Origin of the sequence: Phocaeicola salanitronis DSM 18170, from assembly GCF_000190575.1 — a bacterium.
Classification (GTDB): domain Bacteria; phylum Bacteroidota; class Bacteroidia; order Bacteroidales; family Bacteroidaceae; genus Phocaeicola; species Phocaeicola salanitronis.
Window position 1 is genome coordinate 1,181,598 of the sequence record NC_015164.1, and the last position, 19,639, is coordinate 1,201,236.

Genomic DNA, 19,639 nt, shown 5'->3' on the forward strand with positions numbered 1-19,639 from the left:
AATTAATATTAGAGTATTGATAATTAATCATGAGAAAGATTTTTAGTAATAAAATATATCATAGTAACATAGACCAAGGATCTATTATTAATAATTGTATAGCAGAAGATTATCCACATAGTGCTGTATGGGGGTGTATAATTACTCCTCGTTGTGATTTAGCGCACCAAGGAAAAGTTTCAACAGTTCATTATTTACCAATTATCAATATAGAAGATTGGATAAGAAATGAAGCATATAATATACTAAAAAAGCAATGGGCGAATGCCCTGGAGAAGAAATTGAACACTATATTAAAAGATGCCGGAAGTGGCGATTGCTTTTTAAATAAGAACCTTCCTTCCGAAGATATATTAACTGTTGCAAGGACATTAATAAAAAAGAAGGCTGTTCTTAAGTCTTTTGAAACAGATTTTAGTATATATCTAAAGCAAACAGATAATGATTTTAAACAGTCATTAACTCAAAAGCAACAACAAGGAAATTTGAAAAATCTCATAAAAGATCTTGTCAAAGGAAATAATCATGCTTTTTATTTCATTGAAAGCTGGGATAATCCAACTGAATCTCTTCCTTATAAAGTAATTTTATTAAGAGACATTCGGAGGTTAAGATTAAAAATTGCGCTTAAGTTCGCATCTGGATTTCTTGAAGAAGATATTAGCCAAGAAGATATTATATATAATGATTTGGCTACATCAGGTGATTGTAGTAATTTATATTGTATTATTGAACAGATCAAATCTCCATTTATAGAACATATTTTACAGGCGTTTTCCTATAATTTTTGTAGAATAGGAGTTGAAGATATAAACAATATTGAAAATGTTGCAGATAATATAGTAAACCAATCTTTAAAAATATTATTGTCATGAATTATATATATATAACATATGATGCAATAACAGAATTTGCTTCTGATCGCTTTTTTCAAAGTGCAGAATACAGCGAAAGCATTATGCTGTGTAATATTCTGCGAGGAAAAGAGGAAAAATGGCAACATAATAAAATTGCATTTAAGCTAGTTAAGAATGGCTGCTTTTTCTACACAGAAAAGCTGAATAAGAAACGTGGAATAATTTTTGATTTATCAACCTTTGAAGGATTCTTAAAAAATGAAAACGAACGTATTATTACAATCTTTCAAAAGACGATAAAATACGCTGTCAGATATTTTGAAAAATTGCCAACAACAACTTGCGAAAAGCTTCTCCCAGGATCTACTACCATTGTTTATCCTTTTCCTTTTACTGCAACTAAAGATGTAGATAAAGTTTTAATAGATAGAAATTCCTCGAAACAAGATAGGAAGGACCGAAATATTCTTACTGTATTTTTCTTTGGAAATAACGATAAAGCAAAAGTTTCTTTTACTAATTTAAATAAGGCTATTGAAGAGTTGGTAAATATAAGATATAATGAAGACTTAGTAAATGGAACCAAAGAAAAGAGACAAACAGCTTTACTTGTAACAGATTTAAATACTTTAAATATATCAATTGATTCTAAAATAGGATACGAGAACTGGCAGTATTATTTAACAGAAAATCAAAAACAATTTGTAACATCATTAATTAAAGGTCCTGAAAGATTGGAGGGTGCAGCTGGTACAGGAAAGACATTGTCAATGATATTAAAATGTATATATATATTAAAAAGTAAGATTGATAAATTAGAAGAATATCATATTATATTTATAACTCATTCTTTAGCAACTAAAGAAAGAATTATAGATATCTTCCAGAATAATTGGTCGGAATTTGAAAACTATCAAGAAAAGAATGGTTCACGCCCTATTGTCTCTATATTTATAACAACATTACAAGAATGGAGTGCGAACCATTTGGGTACTAATAGTATAGCTGAAAATGAATATCTTGACAAAGATGCAAGCTATTCTAAAGCTATTCAAATATTATATATTGAGCAATCTTATGATTTTGTTATGAAAAATCATTGGAATGCATATAGCCTAATTTGTTCCAATGAATTTTCGTCTTTTTTTAATAATACTCCTAAAGAGAATTTATTAGAAATGCTACAACAAGAAATAGCGGTAATGATAAAAGGACGTGCAGGAGGAAATTTTGATAAATATAAGATGTTAAATCGTCCCCAATACTCAATTCCAATAAAAAATGATGCTGATAAAAGTTTTATGTTTGTAATCTTTAATAATTATCAGCATTCATTGGAAATGGTGGGACAGTATGATAGCGATGACATTACACTTTCTGCATTAGGACAAATAAATACTCCTATTTGGAGTAGAAGGAGAAGTAGAGAAGGATATGACGCTTGTTTTATTGATGAAACACACTTGTTTAATATTAACGAATTATCTATTTTTCATTATATAAACAAACCGGAAGAACAAAATAATATTATTTTTGCAATAGATAAGTCTCAAGCTATAGGAGATTGGGGAATTACGAATAAATCATTAGAAAATTTATTCAATATATCTTTAAATAAAACTGAAGAGCATAAATTTAAAACTGTATTTAGGAGTTCTCCTGATATTGTTAATTTGGCATTTAATATACTTTCATCAGGTGCTACATTATTTACTAATTTTGAGAATCCATTAGATTATTCTTTCTTTAATTTTACCAAAGAAGATGATAGGAAATGCAAAAAGCCAGTTTACATCATGCATAAAGATGATGATACTATTATTAAAAATGCGTTTGATTGGGCAGATAACTATAGCAAAGAGATGAATTGTTTAAAATCCAATATATTAATTATTGCAACAACTGATATTTTATTGAAAGAAATGGAATCCTATGCAAAAAGATGTCATAAACCATTTGAAGTCTTACAGAGTCGTAGCGATTCAAAAACCATAAAGCAAGCTATAGATGGCAACAAATATATACTGAGTGGTATTGATTATGTTGGAGGATTAGAATTTGATGCATTGGTAATTGCTGGCGTTGATAAAGGACGAGTACCACCTAGTAAAGATTCTAATGACGGAGCTTATCATTTTATGAATTATGCATGGCACAATAGGATGTATGTAGCTGTAACAAGAGCAAAATACGCCATATGTATATTGGGAGTACAAAGCAGAGGGGTAAGTCCTATATTGGAAAGCTCTATTTATTATAGAGTACTCGATTATCAAGAATAAATGTTTATCTATGATAATCCTTGAAATATGTTACAAAAATATTTAACTATATCAAAGTTTCTTTTTGATAATAATGAGAACGCGTTAAAACTGATGTGCCTATTTCACTAGAATGTAAAAGACTGTGTCAGCAAAGAATAAAATATTAATGTTGCTGACACAGTTTAATTTACATCCTCGTTACTATTAGGTTCATAGTGACAGTCGCTATTGTTGTATATAAAGGTTTAATACCTGTAGTTGGCCGAATGCTTACGTCCTTCAGACGTATATCTTCATTGAAAGCTTTGAACGAGATGTGTTCGATGAACGATATACCGTCTATCTGTATGTTGTTAACCTTTGCACCGAACTCAACGGATTTGGTTTCCTTGCTTCTGACGATGGGACGTACATAATGACGGTCAATGCTGACAATACGGTCACTGACCTTACGACCTTCAAACATGTCCTTTTCCTGTACAAGAACCTTTCTGATGATGGAAAGACGCTTCCGGTAATCCTGCGTATATCGTAGTGCAGCTCCGTACTCTCTATGAATTTCATCCATCTGTATGAGGAGTTTTTCAAGGAGCCTGATCATACGACGCTTGAGCATCCTTGTCCTTGACGCCTTTCTTTTTCTTTTCTTACAGTATGACAGATAGACATCTGCGTAAGCATCCGATAAAGTACACATTGTAAAGCCATCCACTCTTCCGTTACTTTGCCAATAAAAAGACCATGAAACGAATAATGAGTAAAGAAGAGTTCCTGTCTGTTTATGAAAGACAACAGGCCAGTGGCCTGACCATAAAAGATTTCTGTGAGAATGAGGCCTATTCATCCTCCTGTTTCCATTATTGGAAGAAGAAATTCGGCCTGAGCCGTACTTACACCAGCCATCCGGACAAGCTTCCCGATGATACGTTCATTCCATTGGATTTGCGTCGCAGGGGCAATCTCCCGTCAGGCGCGGGTGGCGACGTAACAATAGAGCTTCCTTCCGGAATCAGGATCCACCTTGACAGCCATGGAAACCCTGAACTGACATTTGGATTGATACACAAATTATGCGGCCATGTTCTGTCTGAATGATACCATGCGCTATTTCCTGTGTCCCGGAAAGACGGACATGCGCAAGGGGATCAATTCCCTTTGCGGAGTGGTTCACGACCGGATGGGACATGACGTCCGTCTGGGCGATGTCTTCATCTTCATAAACAGAAGCAGGACCACCATGAAGCTCCTCCATGCAGAAGACGGCGGCATGGTATTGTATGTGAAACGTCTGGAAGAGGGCACGTTCCGTCTTCCGGCCTATGACAGCCGGAGCAGGTCTTATCCGATGGAATGGCGCGACCTGGTCATGATGGTGGAAGGAATCAGTGACAATCCGAACGAGAGGCTGAAAAGGTTGAAAGCCAGTAGAAAGGATGGCTTCTATTGAAAGTTTTTTCATGTATCCGGTTGCGTATCTGACGGAAAATCAGTATCTTTACATCATATAAAGAGATAGAAACGGATGATTCGGCAGGATACAATGGAACAGATAATCAGGAGTCAGCAGGAGCAGATAGCCGGTCTCCTGGAGACTAACCGTTCCCTTGTCGAATCCAACGGGAAACTGCTGGAACAGACGGATGCGCTGCAACGGAAGATACAGGAACTGCTTTCACAGATAGCATGGCTGAACCGCCAGCTTTTCGGGCGGAGAAGTGAGAAGCTGGCAGCCCTGGATCCCAACCAGCTCTCCCTGTTCGATTCCGTTCCTGCAACCGGACAGGATGAAGACATCCGGGAAGATGACAGCAGCGCAGCGGTTCCTTCGAAAACAAAGCCCGATGGAAAGAAGAAGGAATCCCGGCGTAACCGCGAACTCCTGGAGGGACTGCCGGTAGTTGAAGTGGTGATTGAACCTGACCGGGTGGATCTGGACCGTTACAGACGGATCGGCGAGGAACGTACCCGTACGCTGGAATTTGAACCGGGCAGGCTGTATGTAAAGGAGACTGTCCGTCCCAAATATGGACTGAAAGACAACCTGAGTCTTCCCAGGGAAGGTGAAAGCGGCGTAATCATTGCTCCGCTTCCACCTTCTCCTGTTTACAAATGTCTGGCCGGTTCCACCATGCTGGCCGAAATGCTCCTACAGAAATACGAATATCACGTTCCATTCTACAGGCAGGTCAAGGAGTTCCGCCATCTGGGTATCCGTCTTTCCGAAAGCACACTGAGCGGCTGGTTCAAGCCTGTGTGTGAACTGCTGAGACCACTTTATGACGAGCTGGTACGGCTGGTTGTCGGCTGCGGATATGTTCAGGCGGACGAGACCACCATAAGGGTGATCAGCAAGGGAAAGGGGAAGGCCGACAAGGAGTATCTGTGGATGGTCAGGGCGGTCATGGAAAAGCTGGTCATTTTCCATTACGATGACGGTTCCCGTTCGGGACAGACTATAAGGAAACTGCTGAAGGACTTCAAGGGATATCTGCAGAGTGACGGTTACAGTGCCTACAATGTATTTGAAGGTACTGAAGGAGTGTGCCTCATAGCCTGCCTGGCCCATATCAGACGTCATTTTGAGACGGCTCTGGAGGAGAACAGAAACCTGGCAGAACATGCCTTGAAAACAATACAGGAAATATATCGCATAGAACACTTTGCCGACTCCCGGGAATATACGGCGGAAGAACGGCGTGAACTGCGGCTCTGTCAGTCCGTCCCCCTGTTGGATTCCTTTGAGAAATGGATGGAAGGCACATATGTCAAGGTTCCGCCCAAAAGCCGGATGGGACAGGCCATTTCCCATGCGTATCCGTTATGGCCAAGAATGAAGGCCTTCCTCAAGGACGGCAATATAAAGATAGACAATAATCTGGCTGAAAATGCGATACGTCCTCTGACGCTCTCAAGAAAGAACTTCCTCTTCTGCGGGAATCATGAGGCCGCGGAAAATACAGCGGTCATCTGTTCACTGCTTGCCACCTGCAAGGCACAGGAAGTCAATCCGAGAGAATGGCTGAACGATGTCATTGCCAGACTTCCATACTATCAGGAAAAAGATTCCGGCAAAGATATCCGGGAACTGCTTCCGGATGTCTGGAAGTTGAAGAAGTCCAACGAAAATCCAATTGAAGTCTAATAGAGGTACAATAGAATAGCAAACTCTTCTTACCAACTTTATATTCGTTGATAAGAAGAGTTTGTTGTTTTATGAATCTACAATGTGTACTTTATCGGATGCTTACACATCTGCAACATAAGCATATTTGTTGCGTGGACGTCTTATTCCAAGCTCCCTGCAATGCCGGCAGATTTGCCTGTAAAGCCATTCGAGACTTTCCCAAAGAAGCTTCATGTCTGTAGGAAAGCGCATATGGCATAGCAAGTAGCATCTGTCATGCACACGTGAAGGTTCTCAAGATATAGTTTCCAGTGTGTGGCAAGTACCTCCTAAATGGACTCAATGTCAAGATGAGATGCTATCTCATTACGGATTGCGCTGACTATCTTATAGTTGGTTATGGGAAAGACTGGATCTATCATGATTCCGCAGAACATCTGGTAATGTATGTTTCCGTTGAGATGTTCCACCAACCGTCTATCGGAAAATCCAGATATAAGAAGAAACTTATAACTGAATCCTGTTCCCATTTACACAAAATTTTGGACAGTGTCGAAAATCCGGTATAGGACTTCAGCACCATAAGGACAATCTTTGCAGAAGGACTAAAAATGCTCCTGCGTCCCAGAAGCTGCTCAGACAGGCCTGCGGATTCTGCCATACGCTCAAACGGAAACACCGGGTGAAGCTTGCCAAGCTCACTCTCATTAAAACTCTTGCGATATTTTTCCAGAATATCAAATTCTGTAACCCCCAAAGTTGGGTGAATTTCGGAAATATTTTGTGCCTTAGCCATATCTTAATCGGGAAATTCTCCCCCCGTTTTGGCTGTCAAACCTTATTTTCGGGGAAATATCTAAAGATACAAAAATTAGCCAATCGCAACACCTTGTGTATAAATTATTTAGCTAATTTATACTATCTAATGAATATCCTCTGTAAAATAAAGGTTATAAAATATCATTAATAAACAGATGTATCTTTGAACATATTAGAAGATGATATAATTTTATTTATAATATTATTTTGCTCAATTTTCAGCCTTAATGTATTTATTTCATATAAGTCTAAAACTGTATAAATCCCTTCAAACAAAAACTCTAATGCGCATTTATTAGGGTTAGATTGCTTTATTATTAATTTGTAAGGTAAAAATATAGTGTATTCAATGTCTTTCTCTTTTTTAAAAATAGTTGGTCCACATATTTCGTTTGTTAATGATTCTTTTTTTGCAGATATACGGAACATTAATTCATATTCTATTCCATAAGATTGTTCAAATTTAGGACTCATTTCTACTAATTTAGACACTTCTTCAGATAAAAAGCGTTGAAATGATGAACTAAAGGGGAATGAAATCCCCGCTTGTATATAAAGTTGTCCAAAATATATTTTCATACTAATGATTTCCATTTTTAGGTTTGAAACTTTTTTGATTACCTTCTGGCACCTTTCCTGTTTTATCGTAATACGATTGTAATCGTGCCGTTTCTGCATTTTTTGCTTCTAAAGTTGTTGTTATACCTAAATCTTCCACAATAAACCCTTCTACATTGCCTTTGCCATGTATTTTTTCTAATTTTCGTATTTGCTGATGAAGTCTTGTTGGTAAATCTGAAGATTTTGTAATTCGCATCATATCGGCTTTCCCTATTTTATATAATTTATCTTTTATTCTTATTTCATAGATTCCAAAATGGCTAATAGCTGAATTGGAATTCAAGTGTAATCCCCAAATATCAATCCAAATATTTGTATCAAGCACATAACCATATATAGTTGGATTATTCCCTGCTAAACCAATTGGATCTTGTGAAATATAGTTTCCTATACTTGCATCATAGTATCTAAACCTGTTGTAGTACAGTCCTGTTTCTTCATCCGCATACTGTCCTTGGAATCTGAAAGGACAATCGCATTGTAATTTTCCTACAAAGTTAACGACTTTGCCGTAAATATCCAAAGAACATTCCCAGGTCTTGTTTCCCTGCCCGTCGTACATCTGGATAGGAGTACCCATGTAGTCGGACACGATGGAATACTGTTTATCGCCCTGTATCTTTGCCGCAGGTACAAACGTGCCCGCCTCGAACACCCAGGTGGTAATATCTTCTGCTGGTTCTTTGGGAGGGATGTTTCCCTCTTCGTCCGATTGTAAGCCAATGGCTTTGTAACTCCATTCGTGCAGCGGTACGTTGCCATCCCACACCCAGCGTGTGACCTTCCCGAAATACCGTTTGGCCGTGCGGCGCCCCAACGCGTCATACCGGAACTCCACCGGCCTGCCGTCCGGACGTATCACTTTCTTCAGCATGCCGTTGGACGCCCACCCGTAGAGCCATCCCGTGCCCGTAGCCAAGCAGCGGATGCCGCGCTCCTTCTCCAGGCGCTTGCGGTCATGAGTCACGGCGTTGTCCTGCAACTCCTTGAACTCGCGGAAAACGAGGTTGCCCTCGTCGTCGTAGTGGTAGAAACAATTCGGGTCTTCCAGCAGCCGGCCTCCCGCACCGTACTTGCGGTCTTTCCTCTCCGGCGTTTCAAAGAGGTTTCCCACGAAGTCCGGCACGCGGTATATCACGTCCGTCTCGGAACCGTCTGTCGTTTCCTGGCGGATGAGGAAGTCGAAACGGTCGTAATCGTAGCGCATGACCGTTCCCGTCAGCTCGTTCTCCTTGGCGAGCAACCGATTAGCGATGCCCCACTCGTAGCGGTACGCCCCGCGCTCGATGCCGCCCGACCGCACGGACTTGCGCACCTCGCGCCCGAAACGGTCGCGCTCCGTCCTGACGGTCACACCCCCGGAGAACGTGCGCTGCACCTCCAGCCCCGTGTTGTCACGCACCCAGGACGCCTGCCAGCCTTCGCCCGACTGCATGGCCTGCAAGTTACCCTCCCGGTCGTATGTATGGCGGATGTCCGCTCCCAGACTGCTGGTGATGCGGGTGCAGTTTCCTTCGCTGTCATACGTGCGGCTGACGGTATATTCTCCCTGTTTTTCCCCGGTGACCAGTCCTGTCTTCCTGTCACGGATGAACTCCAGCAGGTTCTCCGCGTTCTGTGCCTTGACGAGCAGGCCGTCCTTGTCATACGTGTAAAGGGAGACCTCCCCGTCGTACTGTTCCTCCTTCAGGATGTTATCCAGCCCGTCGTAGAGGTATTCGGTCCATTTGCCGCCGGGACGGTTCACCCGTGTGACTCGTCCCGCCCCGTCACGCTCGTACTCGCGGCGGATGCCGTCGAAGCCTGTCTCCGTAATGACCTGGCCCAGCCCGTCCAGCCCGAAGAAATAGTTGTCGCCCGCCTCGTTCCCGATGCGGCGGAGCTGCAGCTCGCTGTTGTAGCCGAAGGTGATGCGGTGACGCTCCTGCTCGCGGCTTTTCAGCACGCCCAGAGCACCGTAGGTGAACCTGACCTCACGGATGTTGTCGGCGGCATGGACCAGGTTGCCCATGGCGTCGTACTCGAAACGGTGCACGTTGCCGTCCGGCTCCTCAAGGCGGATGAGGTTGTCGGCACGGTCGTAGGCGTAGCGGGTGGCGTTGCCTTTCACGTCCACCGCCTGCACGAGCCTGCCCCTGCCGTCGTATTCCCAACGGCGGAACAGCCCGTTGGGGAACTGCAACAACTCAAGGTCGTACCTGTCGTTGAAGGTGAGCGTGTAAACCCGTCCCTGTCCGTCGGTGATGGTGCGCAGGACTCCGCCGTCGTAGGTGTATTCCACCGTCTCCCCGCTGAGCGTGGTGCGGCTGACGACACGGTCCTGTTCGTCATAGTCCCATGACAGCTCCCTGCCTTCCGGTGTGCGGAGCGAGGTCAGGTTGCGGTTCTTGTCGTAATTCAAGAACGTGTCCCCGCCGTTCTCGTCCGTGATGCGGACGGGCTGACCGAACTCGTTGTAGGCCGTCTTGCGGGTATATCCTTCGGGATTGACCGTGACCTCCAGCTCCTGATAGCCGTTGTACTGCTGGCGGGTAATCCCGCCGTTGGCATCCGCGATCTTGTAGATGAGCCTGTCCTCTCCGTAGTAGTATTCGGTCTCGGCATCCTCGCCGTTGCGGATGCGGGTGCACCCCTTGGCGTAGCGGATGAAGTATTCCATCACGCCGCCGTCGCCCCACGTATGCACACACCGGGCATTTTCGCCCCTGCCTTCATATTCCCAATGGAAGGACATGCCTCCCTGGTTGGTGAGCTGCACGAGCAGGTGTCCGTCGGCATAGACGAAATGCTTGCTGACATCCAGCGCGTCGGTGGTCTCCACCATGTCGCCCCGTCCGTCGTACCGGTAGCGGACCAGCTTGACCTCCTCGTTGTCCTGCCGGATGGACACGCAGCATACACGGCCCAGCCCGTCGGTTTCCACTTTCAGGCGTTCGCCGCGGGAGGATATGATGCCCGACAGGCGTCCGGCGGAAGCGTACTCGAAACGGATGCGGAACCCGTCTTTTGTGGAAATCTCCGACACCATGCGGTATCCGAAACGGTTTTCCGGCCCGCCGAAACGGTATTGGAGCCCCCGGATGTCGGTGAGCAGGTAGCCCTGTGCGTCGAGTGTCCAGAGAAGCTGCTCCTTGCGGTCGAAATAGGAACCGCCGGGTTCCAGCACGGGCAGGAAGGACTCACGCCCGTCGGCGTGGCGGAAAAGGAACGCCTCTTCCTCCAGACGGCGTATGCCCAGGTTGTAGCTGTGGTGCCAGTTGTAGCCCAGCGGCCCGTCCACGGCGGCATCGCTGTAATAGGTGCGCTCCCAGACGATGGGGATGGGGCCGGGAAGCTCGAAGTCCACGTTGGTGTGGTACACCCTGCCTGTGGCGGCATCCACCGGCTCGCCGAACGTCTTGCACTTGATGGGCTGGAGAATGTCCGCCAGCCTGTTCTTTCCTTTCTGTCTCAGCCTGTCAATCAGTGCCTGGAACTTGTCGCCCAGCTTTTTCCACAGTTTCCCCAGTCCCTTGAGGCCGAATTTCAGGGCCAGGGCGAACATGTCGATGGTCGGCGGGCCTCCGACAAGCACCGGCTTGCCCGCCGAAGTGATGGTGGACAGCATGGAGGTGGGGGCCATCAGCGCCTTGCTTACCTTCTTGGGCTTGCCCTTGCGGGGGACGGTCGGTATTCCCACTATGTTGCAGGAGAGGGCCGGATGCGTCAGGGCGGAACAGGGGGCGCCGTCCGCCAGTACCGTAGAGCTGCCCATCCACATCTCGGACTCGGACATGCCGCTGACCAGCGGGGCGGAATGCAGGACGTAGGCCGGCAGGTGCACGATGCCGATGCCCGCCTGGGCGATCCACTGGCCGTGGACCTTCACGGACGGGGCCATGCCCTTGAGTATGCTGCCCGCCACGCCTGCCACGCCGCCCGCGGACGGGGGGATGGCCGTTGCCAGGCTTGCCATGAGGTCGGCCAGGAGGTCGTACACCTTGCCCACGTGCGGCACGGGCATGACGGGGGAAGGCGGCGTGACCGTGGGGTGCGTGTCGATCCCTACGGACAGGTCGCCGAACTTGGCCACAGGCATGCCCGGCACGGAAGGAAGAGCTCCTGCCAGACCTGACTGGAGCTTGTCCAGAGCCGCTTTCGAGGCCGTGAAAAGGTCGGAAAAGCCCCGCACAAGGCTCGAACTTCCGGAAGCTGGCAAACCTGAAGAAGAAATAACGGACATATTTTTATACTCTACATTACATTATTATCTAAAAACAAACCGACTAATCGGTATAATATGCGCAAATATAAATCTTAAATTTGGGATAAAGAAATATAGACCAATTATTTATTGATGTTATGTAACATCTTTCAATACACCTTTCAACTGCATTTTATAAAAGTGCAAATTAAAGAAAAGGATTGAAAGACAGTAAAGTGTAAACCTCCAGACTGTAAATACTGTAAAGGGTTTACAGACTACAGGTTTACACTTTTATTATAGATGGCAAAATCCAGATCTTGTAATTTATTGTATATCAAACGGAAAAGAAAGGATAACCGTTCCAAGGGATTTCCATGGCACACTATTTTCACTATTATAGCCATATACTCCTCATGTGCGCACGGAAGGGGTGATTATTGTATCACTTATAAAAACATGGAGGAATAACTATGCCTTATATAGACGATGAACTGCTGGAAAAGATGATTAATACGATGGCGGAAGGATTTGCGCGTATCGAAAAGAAGCTGGAACGCATGAACCGGCAACGGGACTGCCTGGACGGAGACCAGTTTCTGGACAATGTGGACTTGGCGGAACTGCTTGGCGTGTCGCAACGGACCTTGGCACGCTACCGGGAAAAAGGGAAAATACCTTATTATTGTGTGGATGACAACGGGCGGACACTTTACCTTGCTTCGGAAGTACGGGATTTCATCAAAAGCCGGCAGAAAGGGAAAACCATGAAACCTGAAAAGGGCTAGTCACAGACTGGATGCGATTTGTAAGAGTGAAGATATATAGATAGAGATAGATAGAGAGAGACCGTTTTGAATTTCTACAAAAACTTTCCTTGACCTGGACAACCGTTTTCGCGTATACTCCAGGCTATAAATTCAAAACAGTTTCAGATGTGGATGCTTCATTCAAGAGAGCCGTATCATTGCTCAAAAACAGCATGTTGATACGGCTCTCTTATTATGCCAAAGGCCCCAGTACTCAAACCGGGACGGCAGTCATGCGCATCGTGTCCAGATTGAGATAGAGCCCCCGATAGAATGTACGTCCTTCCCGGATCATCTTCCACAGCAATGCGCAACCGGCCTGTGCCAGCATGGAATTAATAAAAAGGTCCTGCTTTTCCAGGGCTTCCGCCAGCGAACAGCTCGGGCCGGAGTCCTTCTCGTCAATCGTGGAATAGCTGACCTCTTCAGTAATGACATTCAGGTGCGGTGTAGGTTGGTACTGTTCCGAAGCGGGTTGGTAAATCTTGTTGCGCACGGTACCGACCAGTACCTGCCCGGTGGTGCGGGCATTGCCGAAATCCATCCAGTAAATCGGAGTGGTCTCATTGATATGGACACTGTCCCTGAAAGGTTTCAGAAACCGCCAGAGCGTAAGCCTGGAACGTACATTATCGGTACAGGTGATGATGATATTCGCCGTACGGTTCTTTCTCTTCCCTGTTTCAGGCATCGGATAACGGCGGGGTTCCGCTGTCCATGCCGTGCCGAAAAAACGGTTGATCCGGGTGACGAGCGCGACCGCCTTGTTCAGGCCGATTTCCGGCTCGGAAAACAACTGGCGTCCGATGTTGGATTCGGACACGGCATCAGGGTCGTAAACGGTAACATAAAGCCCCGGATGCCCCAATGCCTGCAAGGCCCTGTCCATACGGGCTAATGAGGTGATGACCTGTGACCCTGTACCGCCGGCACCGATGACGATGACGCTGACCGGGTGGTGCGGAGAAAGCAGGTAATTCTCGGTATAATGTATTTTTTTCTTCTTCATGACAATAAATCTTTCAATTTGATATTTAACGGTTGCAGCTCCTCTTCGTTGAAGGGAGCGTTGCGGGCATTCTCGGTGACGATGACCAGGTTGCTCCTGGTTGGGTTGACTTTCCCTCCTAAATGGGAAAACTCGCTTGTCCAGAAACGCTTTTCCCAATATGCCAGCCAATCGGCATAGGTCGGGTTCTGCGGAACGTCCAGCGAGGTGCTGCCCAGGCAGACCTTGCTTTGTGTGACGTTGAAGAACGGTGCCCGGTAAAGCTCCGTCCTTTCTTCCGGCCTGTCCCCCTTGAATGCGTAGATATCCATCTGTTCCTTTTCCACCTTGTAGACAACTCCCGGAAGATTGAACTCCCCGTCAGCGATGTTCAGACCTCCGGTGAAAAACATCCGGTGCCTTCCCGGAGGGTTGTACCAGACATACTTCTCATGCCCTTTCCGGGAATTGCACTCCAGCAGGTTCGGCGGAATCCTCCCGTACGGAATACGGCATATATCAGCGGAATAGTTGTCCGCCAAAGCCCCGATAAATTCGTGGCTGACGGGAATGGCAGCTCCCATACGTCCGTCGGGACTGATGGGACGCAGTTCAAGATGGTATTTGTCATTGCTTCTGTAAGTATTGGAATCATACGCATAAGCGATGAGTGCCGCTTTCGGCACCATGATTTCCTGCAATCTGGTTGTCAGTTCATTCATTTTCTTTCAGTTAAAAATGTCGTTCAATATATTCTGTAAACTTCCCGAACCACCGGGCGAAGCGTTCGGGAAAGTCATCCATGCTAAATAGCCTGTCCGTTTCGGGAGACAACAGCATACGGGTGACAGGGGAAAGGCAGTACGTTTCCCGCTGGTCCGAGTTAAAAATCTCCATCATATCTTCCGTCAGCACGTCACGGATGGAATAGACCAGCATGACCTGTTCATACAATGGGACGGGCCGGAAATCCGGTTCCTCCTCATATGCCCAGTCGTACTGGTAGGACATGATGGAAGGCACGGCTTTGCCGATGAAAGCCATGCCTTCCTTTACGAGCGCCAACAAGCCCCGTTCATTCTCCCTTTCCGGGCAATGTTCTGTCAGTTTCCTGAAGAAGCCGGAACAGAACGGACGTTTCCAGATACGTTTCAGCATCCGGTCAATCCCGCCCTTTTCATAGGATTCCACCAGTTTCTTCCACGCTTTGGCTTCCCGCGGTGTTATGTCCTCGTCATAAGCGGGACGGCTTTCCAAATCGTCACACGCCATTTCATAGTAATATGTATCTTTCAAATCCTGCATGCCATGGTGCAGCATGAAGCGGCGGATAAATTCAAGTACCAGCCTCCTTACCGGCGTGGAAAGTGCCTTGGTAAAATCCAAAGGCAGCCAGAAAAGGGTGTGGTCCGGCCAGTCGTGGTGCCGGTAGAGGCAGAATGCCAGCCTGCCTTCCACCACTTCCAGATTGACAGATTCAGGGACCAGGTTGTCCATCACCTCAAAAAGCCGGGCGATGTCCAGCCTCGGGCACCGGCTCCGGCTCTTTTTGGGGAAAGGCAGGCGGACATCCAACAGACGGGCGTAGTTTACCGCCGACCGGTACAAGTAGTCGAAAGACTCCGGTGTGGTAAGGTTTATACAGGTGACATCGTCCTCATCCATGCAATAATCCGGCGCAACCGGAAGCAGCCGTTCCGTCAGAAAACCATTGTTGTGCCGGGTGGCGGCAGGAGCTTTATGCTCCTGCGCAATGTCCCCCGGCTGATGTCTGTCTGCCGTTCGAGTTCGCAGATGATCTGCCGTGCCAATTCCTGCAACTGGTAGTCTGTAAGCTGTACGCATGCCTGTTTCTCCTTCTTATTAGTCTGTTTTACTCTTGCCATACCTTTATCCTTTTACGCCGGTGGTCGTTTTGAACTCATAAACCGCACAGTCCTCCTCTATGACAGGGCCGTGTACGTTTGCCGTGGTCAGTTCGGGATAGGTCATGGAGTAGAAATCCATTACGTCAGCCGGAGCCATTTCCGGGTTCGGATCGTCCAAAACAAGGTATGTGCCTGTTTTCTTCATTTTGAATACTCTTTTGAGTCCTTTGACTTCAAGTGCCATATCTTTTATCTTTTTAATAAGTTAATACTGCTATTTATTCATGATTGCGGCAAAGGCTTATGATGCCGGATGTTGAACCCTGACACATAAGCCTTTGCGTGTAATAAGCGGATTTAATCCGTACATCGGGAAGTCAACAGCACACCAGTTCCAATTCCTGCTGCGCCTCGTCCTTCATGCGGTTCTCTTCCGGGAAATCCGGGTATTCGGCATAAGGGTCTTCACGGAGCAGTTCACGGTCCTCTTCATCTTCCTTGTCAAAACTGTAAGGGGCTGCCGGCTCCTGTGGGTGGGGTTGAAAATCCGGGGTTCTGCCTGCTGCCGGAGGGTTCGGCGATGTCTGTACGGGGGCAGACGGCTGTGCCTGCACATACGGATAGGTTCCCGGATACGGGGGATATACAGGCTGCCCGTAAGGCGGGTATGGCTGTCCGTTAGGGATAAAACCTTGTGGCGGCGTTGTCTGCGGCTGCTGTCCGTACGGCGCTCCCCATCCGTATTCCGGCTGCGGAGGTATGGGTTGTGCTGCCGGCTGTGCGACCGATGCCGGTGGAACAGCGGCATTTCTGCCCGCTCCGTGAGGTGACATCGGTCCGGCATCAGTCCTTTGTATGGGATTGCCATTGACCGGATGGGGCTGGGCGGACGCCTGTTGTGCCGGAGCAGGAGTCGGAACAGGCTGCTGTGCTGGCGGTTCAAGCCCGACTTCCTGCGCTCCGAAGAGACTTCCGGCATTCGCCTTGCGCTGAATCTCCTGCATCTTGGCGTCAATTTCTTTCTGTTTATCAGCCGTGGCAAGCAGACGTGCCTGTTTTAACCAGGTCTGCGCTTCGGAAAACCTGCTTGCCGCAGCCGTATCGTCCGCCTTCTTCATCAGTTTTTCCATTTTCTCCCGTTTTTCACGGGCTTCTTTGGATTCTTTTTCGACAGTTTTTCCCGGTTTGGCCTGTGAAGCGGTCTTTTCTGCCGCCTTCTCGAAAGCTTCCAGGTTCGTCAGGATGCCGAGCGCCTTCTTTACCGGTGCCATGACCGCCTGCAGGAACTCCCGGTCCAGTTCCTCAGGTGTCCCGCTAAGGACGAGGGGCACCATGTGTTGCTGCTGTTCCTCTTTCAGGGCGTTGTTCCGGGGCATGACCGCCACATTCAATTTGTCATTCATCCTGCGGATGTTGATGCTCAGGTCAGTGCCTGTGCTGATCAGTTGGTAAATCTGTTCAAAAAACATAAATCTAAAATTTAAAAGGTTATTAATTGGCTTATTCTATGGTTTCCTGCATGAAAAGCTTCAGCAGTTCAGCCCTGTCCGGTCGTGAGGCGATGTCCCGCAACGGTTCCAGGTAATAGCCTATGGTACGCGGTTCGTCTGCCGTGTCCGGAAAACGCCGCTTCACAGGACGTGACGGATTATACGGTATCGGCCATGCAACGGGCATGGCGGGGGCGGAAGGGGCAGTTGTTATTGTCTTCATGTGTTCTTGGCTTTAACAGTTACAATAAAATTCCGAATACGGCCAGCCATACGGCTGCCTTGAAAAAGAGACGTATGGCACGGAATGCCAACGAAATGGTTTCTCCAGCCAACAGGATGGCTACAAGGATATTTGCGGATACAATCCCGCTCTTCAGCAGGAGAAATGTACCGATGAACAGGCACAGCACCATGACCGTCCTGCCGATGCATTTGATGATTCTGATTTTCATATCTTTTCATTTTAAGTGAATGACCCCATCGGGGTATGTTTTCCCGATTTTACAAAGGCCGGGTAGCGGATTGGCAGTTTCCTGCACAAGGCTTGGCGGGAAAAAATACCGCAGCGAAGCGAGGATGATTTTTTCCCAGCCAACCAAGCCCCAAGGGGGCTCGCCTTGGGCAGGAAAAAGCAATCCGCTACCTTTGCTGCGTAAAAACGGAAAAATATTTTCACCTAAATAAAAAAATGCAGACCTCACGGCCTGCATCCCTTTTCATTTTGTTTGCCGGGCTTTATGCAGCCAAGCGGATAAGGATTCATTAAACGGTATCATCTTCGGATTTTTCTCCCTTGGAACCGCACAGACGGAAAATCTCATCCGTCACCTCGCCCGCCAGCCTGGACACCTCCTTCAAAAATGTTTCCTGGGCGAGTTTGCCTTGTTCCATGTCTTCCAGTTGCGCTTCCCAGCCGGAAGTGAGGGACGGATCGGCAATCTTCATGCCGCGTACCGTCTCGTAGATATACAGCCCTTTGCGTGTGGGAACGATGTATTTGCCCGAATAACGGATGTATTTGCGGTCAAGCAACGTGTGGAGAATAGCCGCACGGGTAGAAGACGTACCCAGCCCGGCCTTTTCCATATATTCCACCAGCTGCGCATCGGTATAGGGCGGTGGCGGCAGGCTGCGCCGGCGCACCAGGCTGCATGCCGGAACCGGCAAAGTCTCGCCGGCGGAAATATCGGGCAGGGTCAGGAAAACGGCATCTTCCGGGGCAATGTCGCCCTTTCGGCCGAATATGCCGTGCCACCCTTGTTCCACTATCCGGAAAGTGTCTGCACGGAAACGGAGTGCCGCACATACGGCATCTACCGTAGTACACTCCACCTTGCAAGGAGGCATGAAGGTTTCAAGCATCCGTCCAACCACAAGCAGGTAGACCTGCATCTCGCGCCGGTCAAGTTCGAGCCTTCCGGGACACACTCCTGTTGCGATGATGGCCGGATGGGCAGCGCTGTCGTATCCGACAACATGTTCCGGCAGGCACGTAGGGTCGATGCCCGCTTCCTGTACATAAGCTTTCAAACCGTCCCAAGCCAGCATCTTTCCCATAATGTCCGGCAACATGGCGGCAACGTCAGGCGACAAGGTACGGCAGGAGGTGCGCGGATAAGAGATGAGCTTCTTCTCATACAGGCTCTGTGCAATGTCATGCACTTCGCATACTGTCAATCCATAATAGCGGCCGGCATCCTTCTGCAGTTCGCCCAGACTGTACAGCGCAGGCGGTGGAAGTTCCTTGACCCACCGGGTGACGGTTGTGATGCGGAGACCTCCGGCATGGCTGCAGTCGCGATGGAACTCCCCGGCACGATCCCGGTCGTGAAACGTGTCCACGCTGCGCAGCTTGAACGGGATGCCCTCCTTGGCGGTACTGACATAAATGTGCCAACTGTCTGAGGCTATGTGGTTCTCCCGGTCCCGGTAACGTCCGCTGATTGCGGCCAGTACGGGGGTCTGCACCCGTCCCAGGGAATGGTTGCCCAAGCCTGTCGCCCGGCAGAGCGCATAGCTCGCGTTCATGCCCAGCAGCCAGTCTGCCTTTGCCCGGCAGTCTCCCGCCCGAAACAGGCCGTCGTACATTTCCAACGGCTGCATACGCTTCATGCCCTCGCGCACCGCCTGCTCCGTAAGCGAGGAAATCCAGAGGCGGAGTACCGGCAGGCTGCATCCCAGATATCGGTAAAGCTGCCGGAACAGCAGTTCACCCTCGCGCGAAGCATCCGTGGCGGCAATGATGCGGGAACATTCCGGTAACAATTTCTCGATGACCTTGAGCTGTTTGACCGCATTGATGTCGGGAATCCAGCCGTTGTCTGTACGGACATGCTTGACCATCAGCTGGAAGGGCCGGGGCACCAGCGGAAAGTCCTTCCGCTCCACACGTGCCTTGCCGTAGTCTTTCGGCATGGCCAGGGAAAGCATGTTTCCGAAGGTCCAGGTCACTATGTAGCCGCCTCCTGCCATGTATCCGTTCCCGCGCTTGTCCGCGCCTATGATTCTTGCTATTGTCTTGCCCACTTCGGGCTTGTCTGTCAATATGAGTGTATGTTCCATTTTATTTGTTATTGGTGTTTCCCCGTGCCTGAAGCACGGGGAAACGGGTTT

At 47.7% G+C, this 19,639-nt stretch carries 18 protein-coding genes and 2 pseudogenes; 6 read left to right on the plus strand and 14 right to left on the minus strand.

Translation table 11 applies throughout. The features are described from left to right. The first annotated feature begins 29 nt into the window (after positions 1-29). Positions 30-875: a hypothetical protein gene (locus BACSA_RS05225; RefSeq protein ID WP_013617073.1), complete on the plus strand. Its 846-nt coding sequence runs from the start codon at positions 30-32 to the stop codon at positions 873-875. Next, positions 872-3,139 carry a UvrD-helicase domain-containing protein gene (locus tag BACSA_RS05230; protein ID WP_013617074.1) on the plus strand — a complete coding sequence of 756 codons (2,268 nt, stop codon included), beginning with the start codon at positions 872-874 and terminating at the stop codon, positions 3,137-3,139. Before BACSA_RS05225 ends, BACSA_RS05230 begins: the two co-directional genes overlap by 4 nt. 256 nt (positions 3,140-3,395) lie before the next feature. Here BACSA_RS05230 and BACSA_RS05235 read toward each other — a convergent pair. Further along, positions 3,396-3,794: pseudogene (locus tag BACSA_RS05235) on the minus strand (DDE transposase); the annotation flags it as partial. Between the two features lie 68 nt (positions 3,795-3,862). On the opposite strand from BACSA_RS05235, the gene tnpA reads away from it, so the two are divergent. The 3 genes from tnpA (at position 3,863) to tnpC (ending at position 6,263) form a co-directional block, all read left to right on the plus strand. Then, complete coding sequence (gene tnpA / locus BACSA_RS05240) at positions 3,863-4,216, plus strand: IS66 family insertion sequence element accessory protein TnpA (RefSeq protein WP_013617075.1); 354 nt, start codon at positions 3,863-3,865, stop codon at positions 4,214-4,216. Then, on the plus strand, positions 4,200-4,568 hold the full coding sequence (gene tnpB / locus BACSA_RS05245) for an IS66 family insertion sequence element accessory protein TnpB (RefSeq protein ID WP_013617076.1): 369 nt from the start codon (positions 4,200-4,202) through the stop codon (positions 4,566-4,568). Before tnpA ends, tnpB begins: the two co-directional genes overlap by 17 nt. A 75-nt stretch (positions 4,569-4,643) precedes the next feature. After that, the gene (gene tnpC, locus BACSA_RS05250) at positions 4,644-6,263 is read left to right on the plus strand and encodes an IS66 family transposase (protein ID WP_013617077.1); all 1,620 of its coding nucleotides are present in this window, start codon (positions 4,644-4,646) and stop codon (positions 6,261-6,263) included. A gap of 108 nt (positions 6,264-6,371) precedes the next feature. Here tnpC and BACSA_RS20390 read toward each other — a convergent pair. The 3 genes and pseudogenes from BACSA_RS20390 to BACSA_RS05265 all read right to left on the minus strand — a co-directional run. Further along, positions 6,372-7,041: pseudogene (locus BACSA_RS20390) on the minus strand (transposase); the annotation flags it as partial. 167 nt (positions 7,042-7,208) lie between these two features. Beyond that, a complete protein-coding gene (locus BACSA_RS05260) occupies positions 7,209-7,643 on the minus strand; it encodes a hypothetical protein (protein WP_013617078.1) in 435 nt (144 codons plus the stop codon). Position 7,644: 1 nt separating this feature from the next. Beyond that, a complete protein-coding gene (locus BACSA_RS05265; protein ID WP_013617079.1) occupies positions 7,645-11,907 on the minus strand; it encodes a DUF6531 domain-containing protein in 4,263 nt (1,420 codons plus the stop codon). 434 nt (positions 11,908-12,341) lie between these two features. Between BACSA_RS05265 and BACSA_RS05270 the strand changes: the two genes are divergently transcribed. Further along, positions 12,342-12,656 carry a helix-turn-helix domain-containing protein gene (locus BACSA_RS05270; RefSeq protein WP_013617080.1) on the plus strand — a complete coding sequence of 105 codons (315 nt, stop codon included), beginning with the start codon at positions 12,342-12,344 and terminating at the stop codon, positions 12,654-12,656. Positions 12,657-12,891: 235 nt separating this feature from the next. Here the strand turns inward: BACSA_RS05270 and BACSA_RS05275 are convergent, their stop codons facing one another. The 10 genes from BACSA_RS05275 to BACSA_RS05310 all read right to left on the minus strand — a co-directional run bounded on the left by BACSA_RS05275 (position 12,892) and on the right by BACSA_RS05310 (position 19,588). Then, a complete protein-coding gene (locus tag BACSA_RS05275) occupies positions 12,892-13,686 on the minus strand; it encodes a PRTRC system ThiF family protein (RefSeq protein WP_013617081.1) in 795 nt (264 codons plus the stop codon). Further along, positions 13,683-14,387 carry a prokaryotic E2 ligase family D protein gene (locus BACSA_RS05280; RefSeq protein WP_013617082.1) on the minus strand — a complete coding sequence of 235 codons (705 nt, stop codon included), beginning with the start codon at positions 14,385-14,387 and terminating at the stop codon, positions 13,683-13,685. Before BACSA_RS05280 ends, BACSA_RS05275 begins: the two co-directional genes overlap by 4 nt. A gap of 10 nt (positions 14,388-14,397) precedes the next feature. Next, a complete protein-coding gene (locus tag BACSA_RS05285; RefSeq protein ID WP_083802536.1) occupies positions 14,398-15,330 on the minus strand; it encodes a hypothetical protein in 933 nt (310 codons plus the stop codon). Positions 15,331-15,365: 35 nt separating this feature from the next. Further along, positions 15,366-15,551: a hypothetical protein gene (locus BACSA_RS19195; RefSeq protein WP_083802538.1), complete on the minus strand. Its 186-nt coding sequence runs from the start codon at positions 15,549-15,551 to the stop codon at positions 15,366-15,368. Between the two features lie 4 nt (positions 15,552-15,555). Continuing rightward, positions 15,556-15,777, minus strand: a complete 222-nt coding sequence (locus BACSA_RS05290; protein WP_013617084.1) for a PRTRC system protein C — start codon at positions 15,775-15,777, stop codon at positions 15,556-15,558. A gap of 133 nt (positions 15,778-15,910) precedes the next feature. Beyond that, positions 15,911-17,002, minus strand: coding sequence for a PRTRC system protein E (locus BACSA_RS05295; protein WP_013617085.1), 1,092 nt, complete (start codon positions 17,000-17,002; stop codon positions 15,911-15,913). A 31-nt stretch (positions 17,003-17,033) separates the two neighbouring features. Beyond that, the gene (locus BACSA_RS19025; RefSeq protein WP_013617086.1) at positions 17,034-17,246 is read right to left on the minus strand and encodes a hypothetical protein; all 213 of its coding nucleotides are present in this window, start codon (positions 17,244-17,246) and stop codon (positions 17,034-17,036) included. Positions 17,247-17,265: 19 nt separating this feature from the next. After that, the gene (locus BACSA_RS05300; protein ID WP_013617087.1) at positions 17,266-17,478 is read right to left on the minus strand and encodes a hypothetical protein; all 213 of its coding nucleotides are present in this window, start codon (positions 17,476-17,478) and stop codon (positions 17,266-17,268) included. Positions 17,479-17,484: 6 nt separating this feature from the next. Next, a complete protein-coding gene (locus BACSA_RS05305; protein WP_140406975.1) occupies positions 17,485-17,727 on the minus strand; it encodes a hypothetical protein in 243 nt (80 codons plus the stop codon). Positions 17,728-17,788: 61 nt separating this feature from the next. Then, the gene (locus tag BACSA_RS05310) at positions 17,789-19,588 is read right to left on the minus strand and encodes a DNA topoisomerase (RefSeq protein WP_013617089.1); all 1,800 of its coding nucleotides are present in this window, start codon (positions 19,586-19,588) and stop codon (positions 17,789-17,791) included. Positions 19,589-19,639 lie beyond the last annotated feature (51 nt).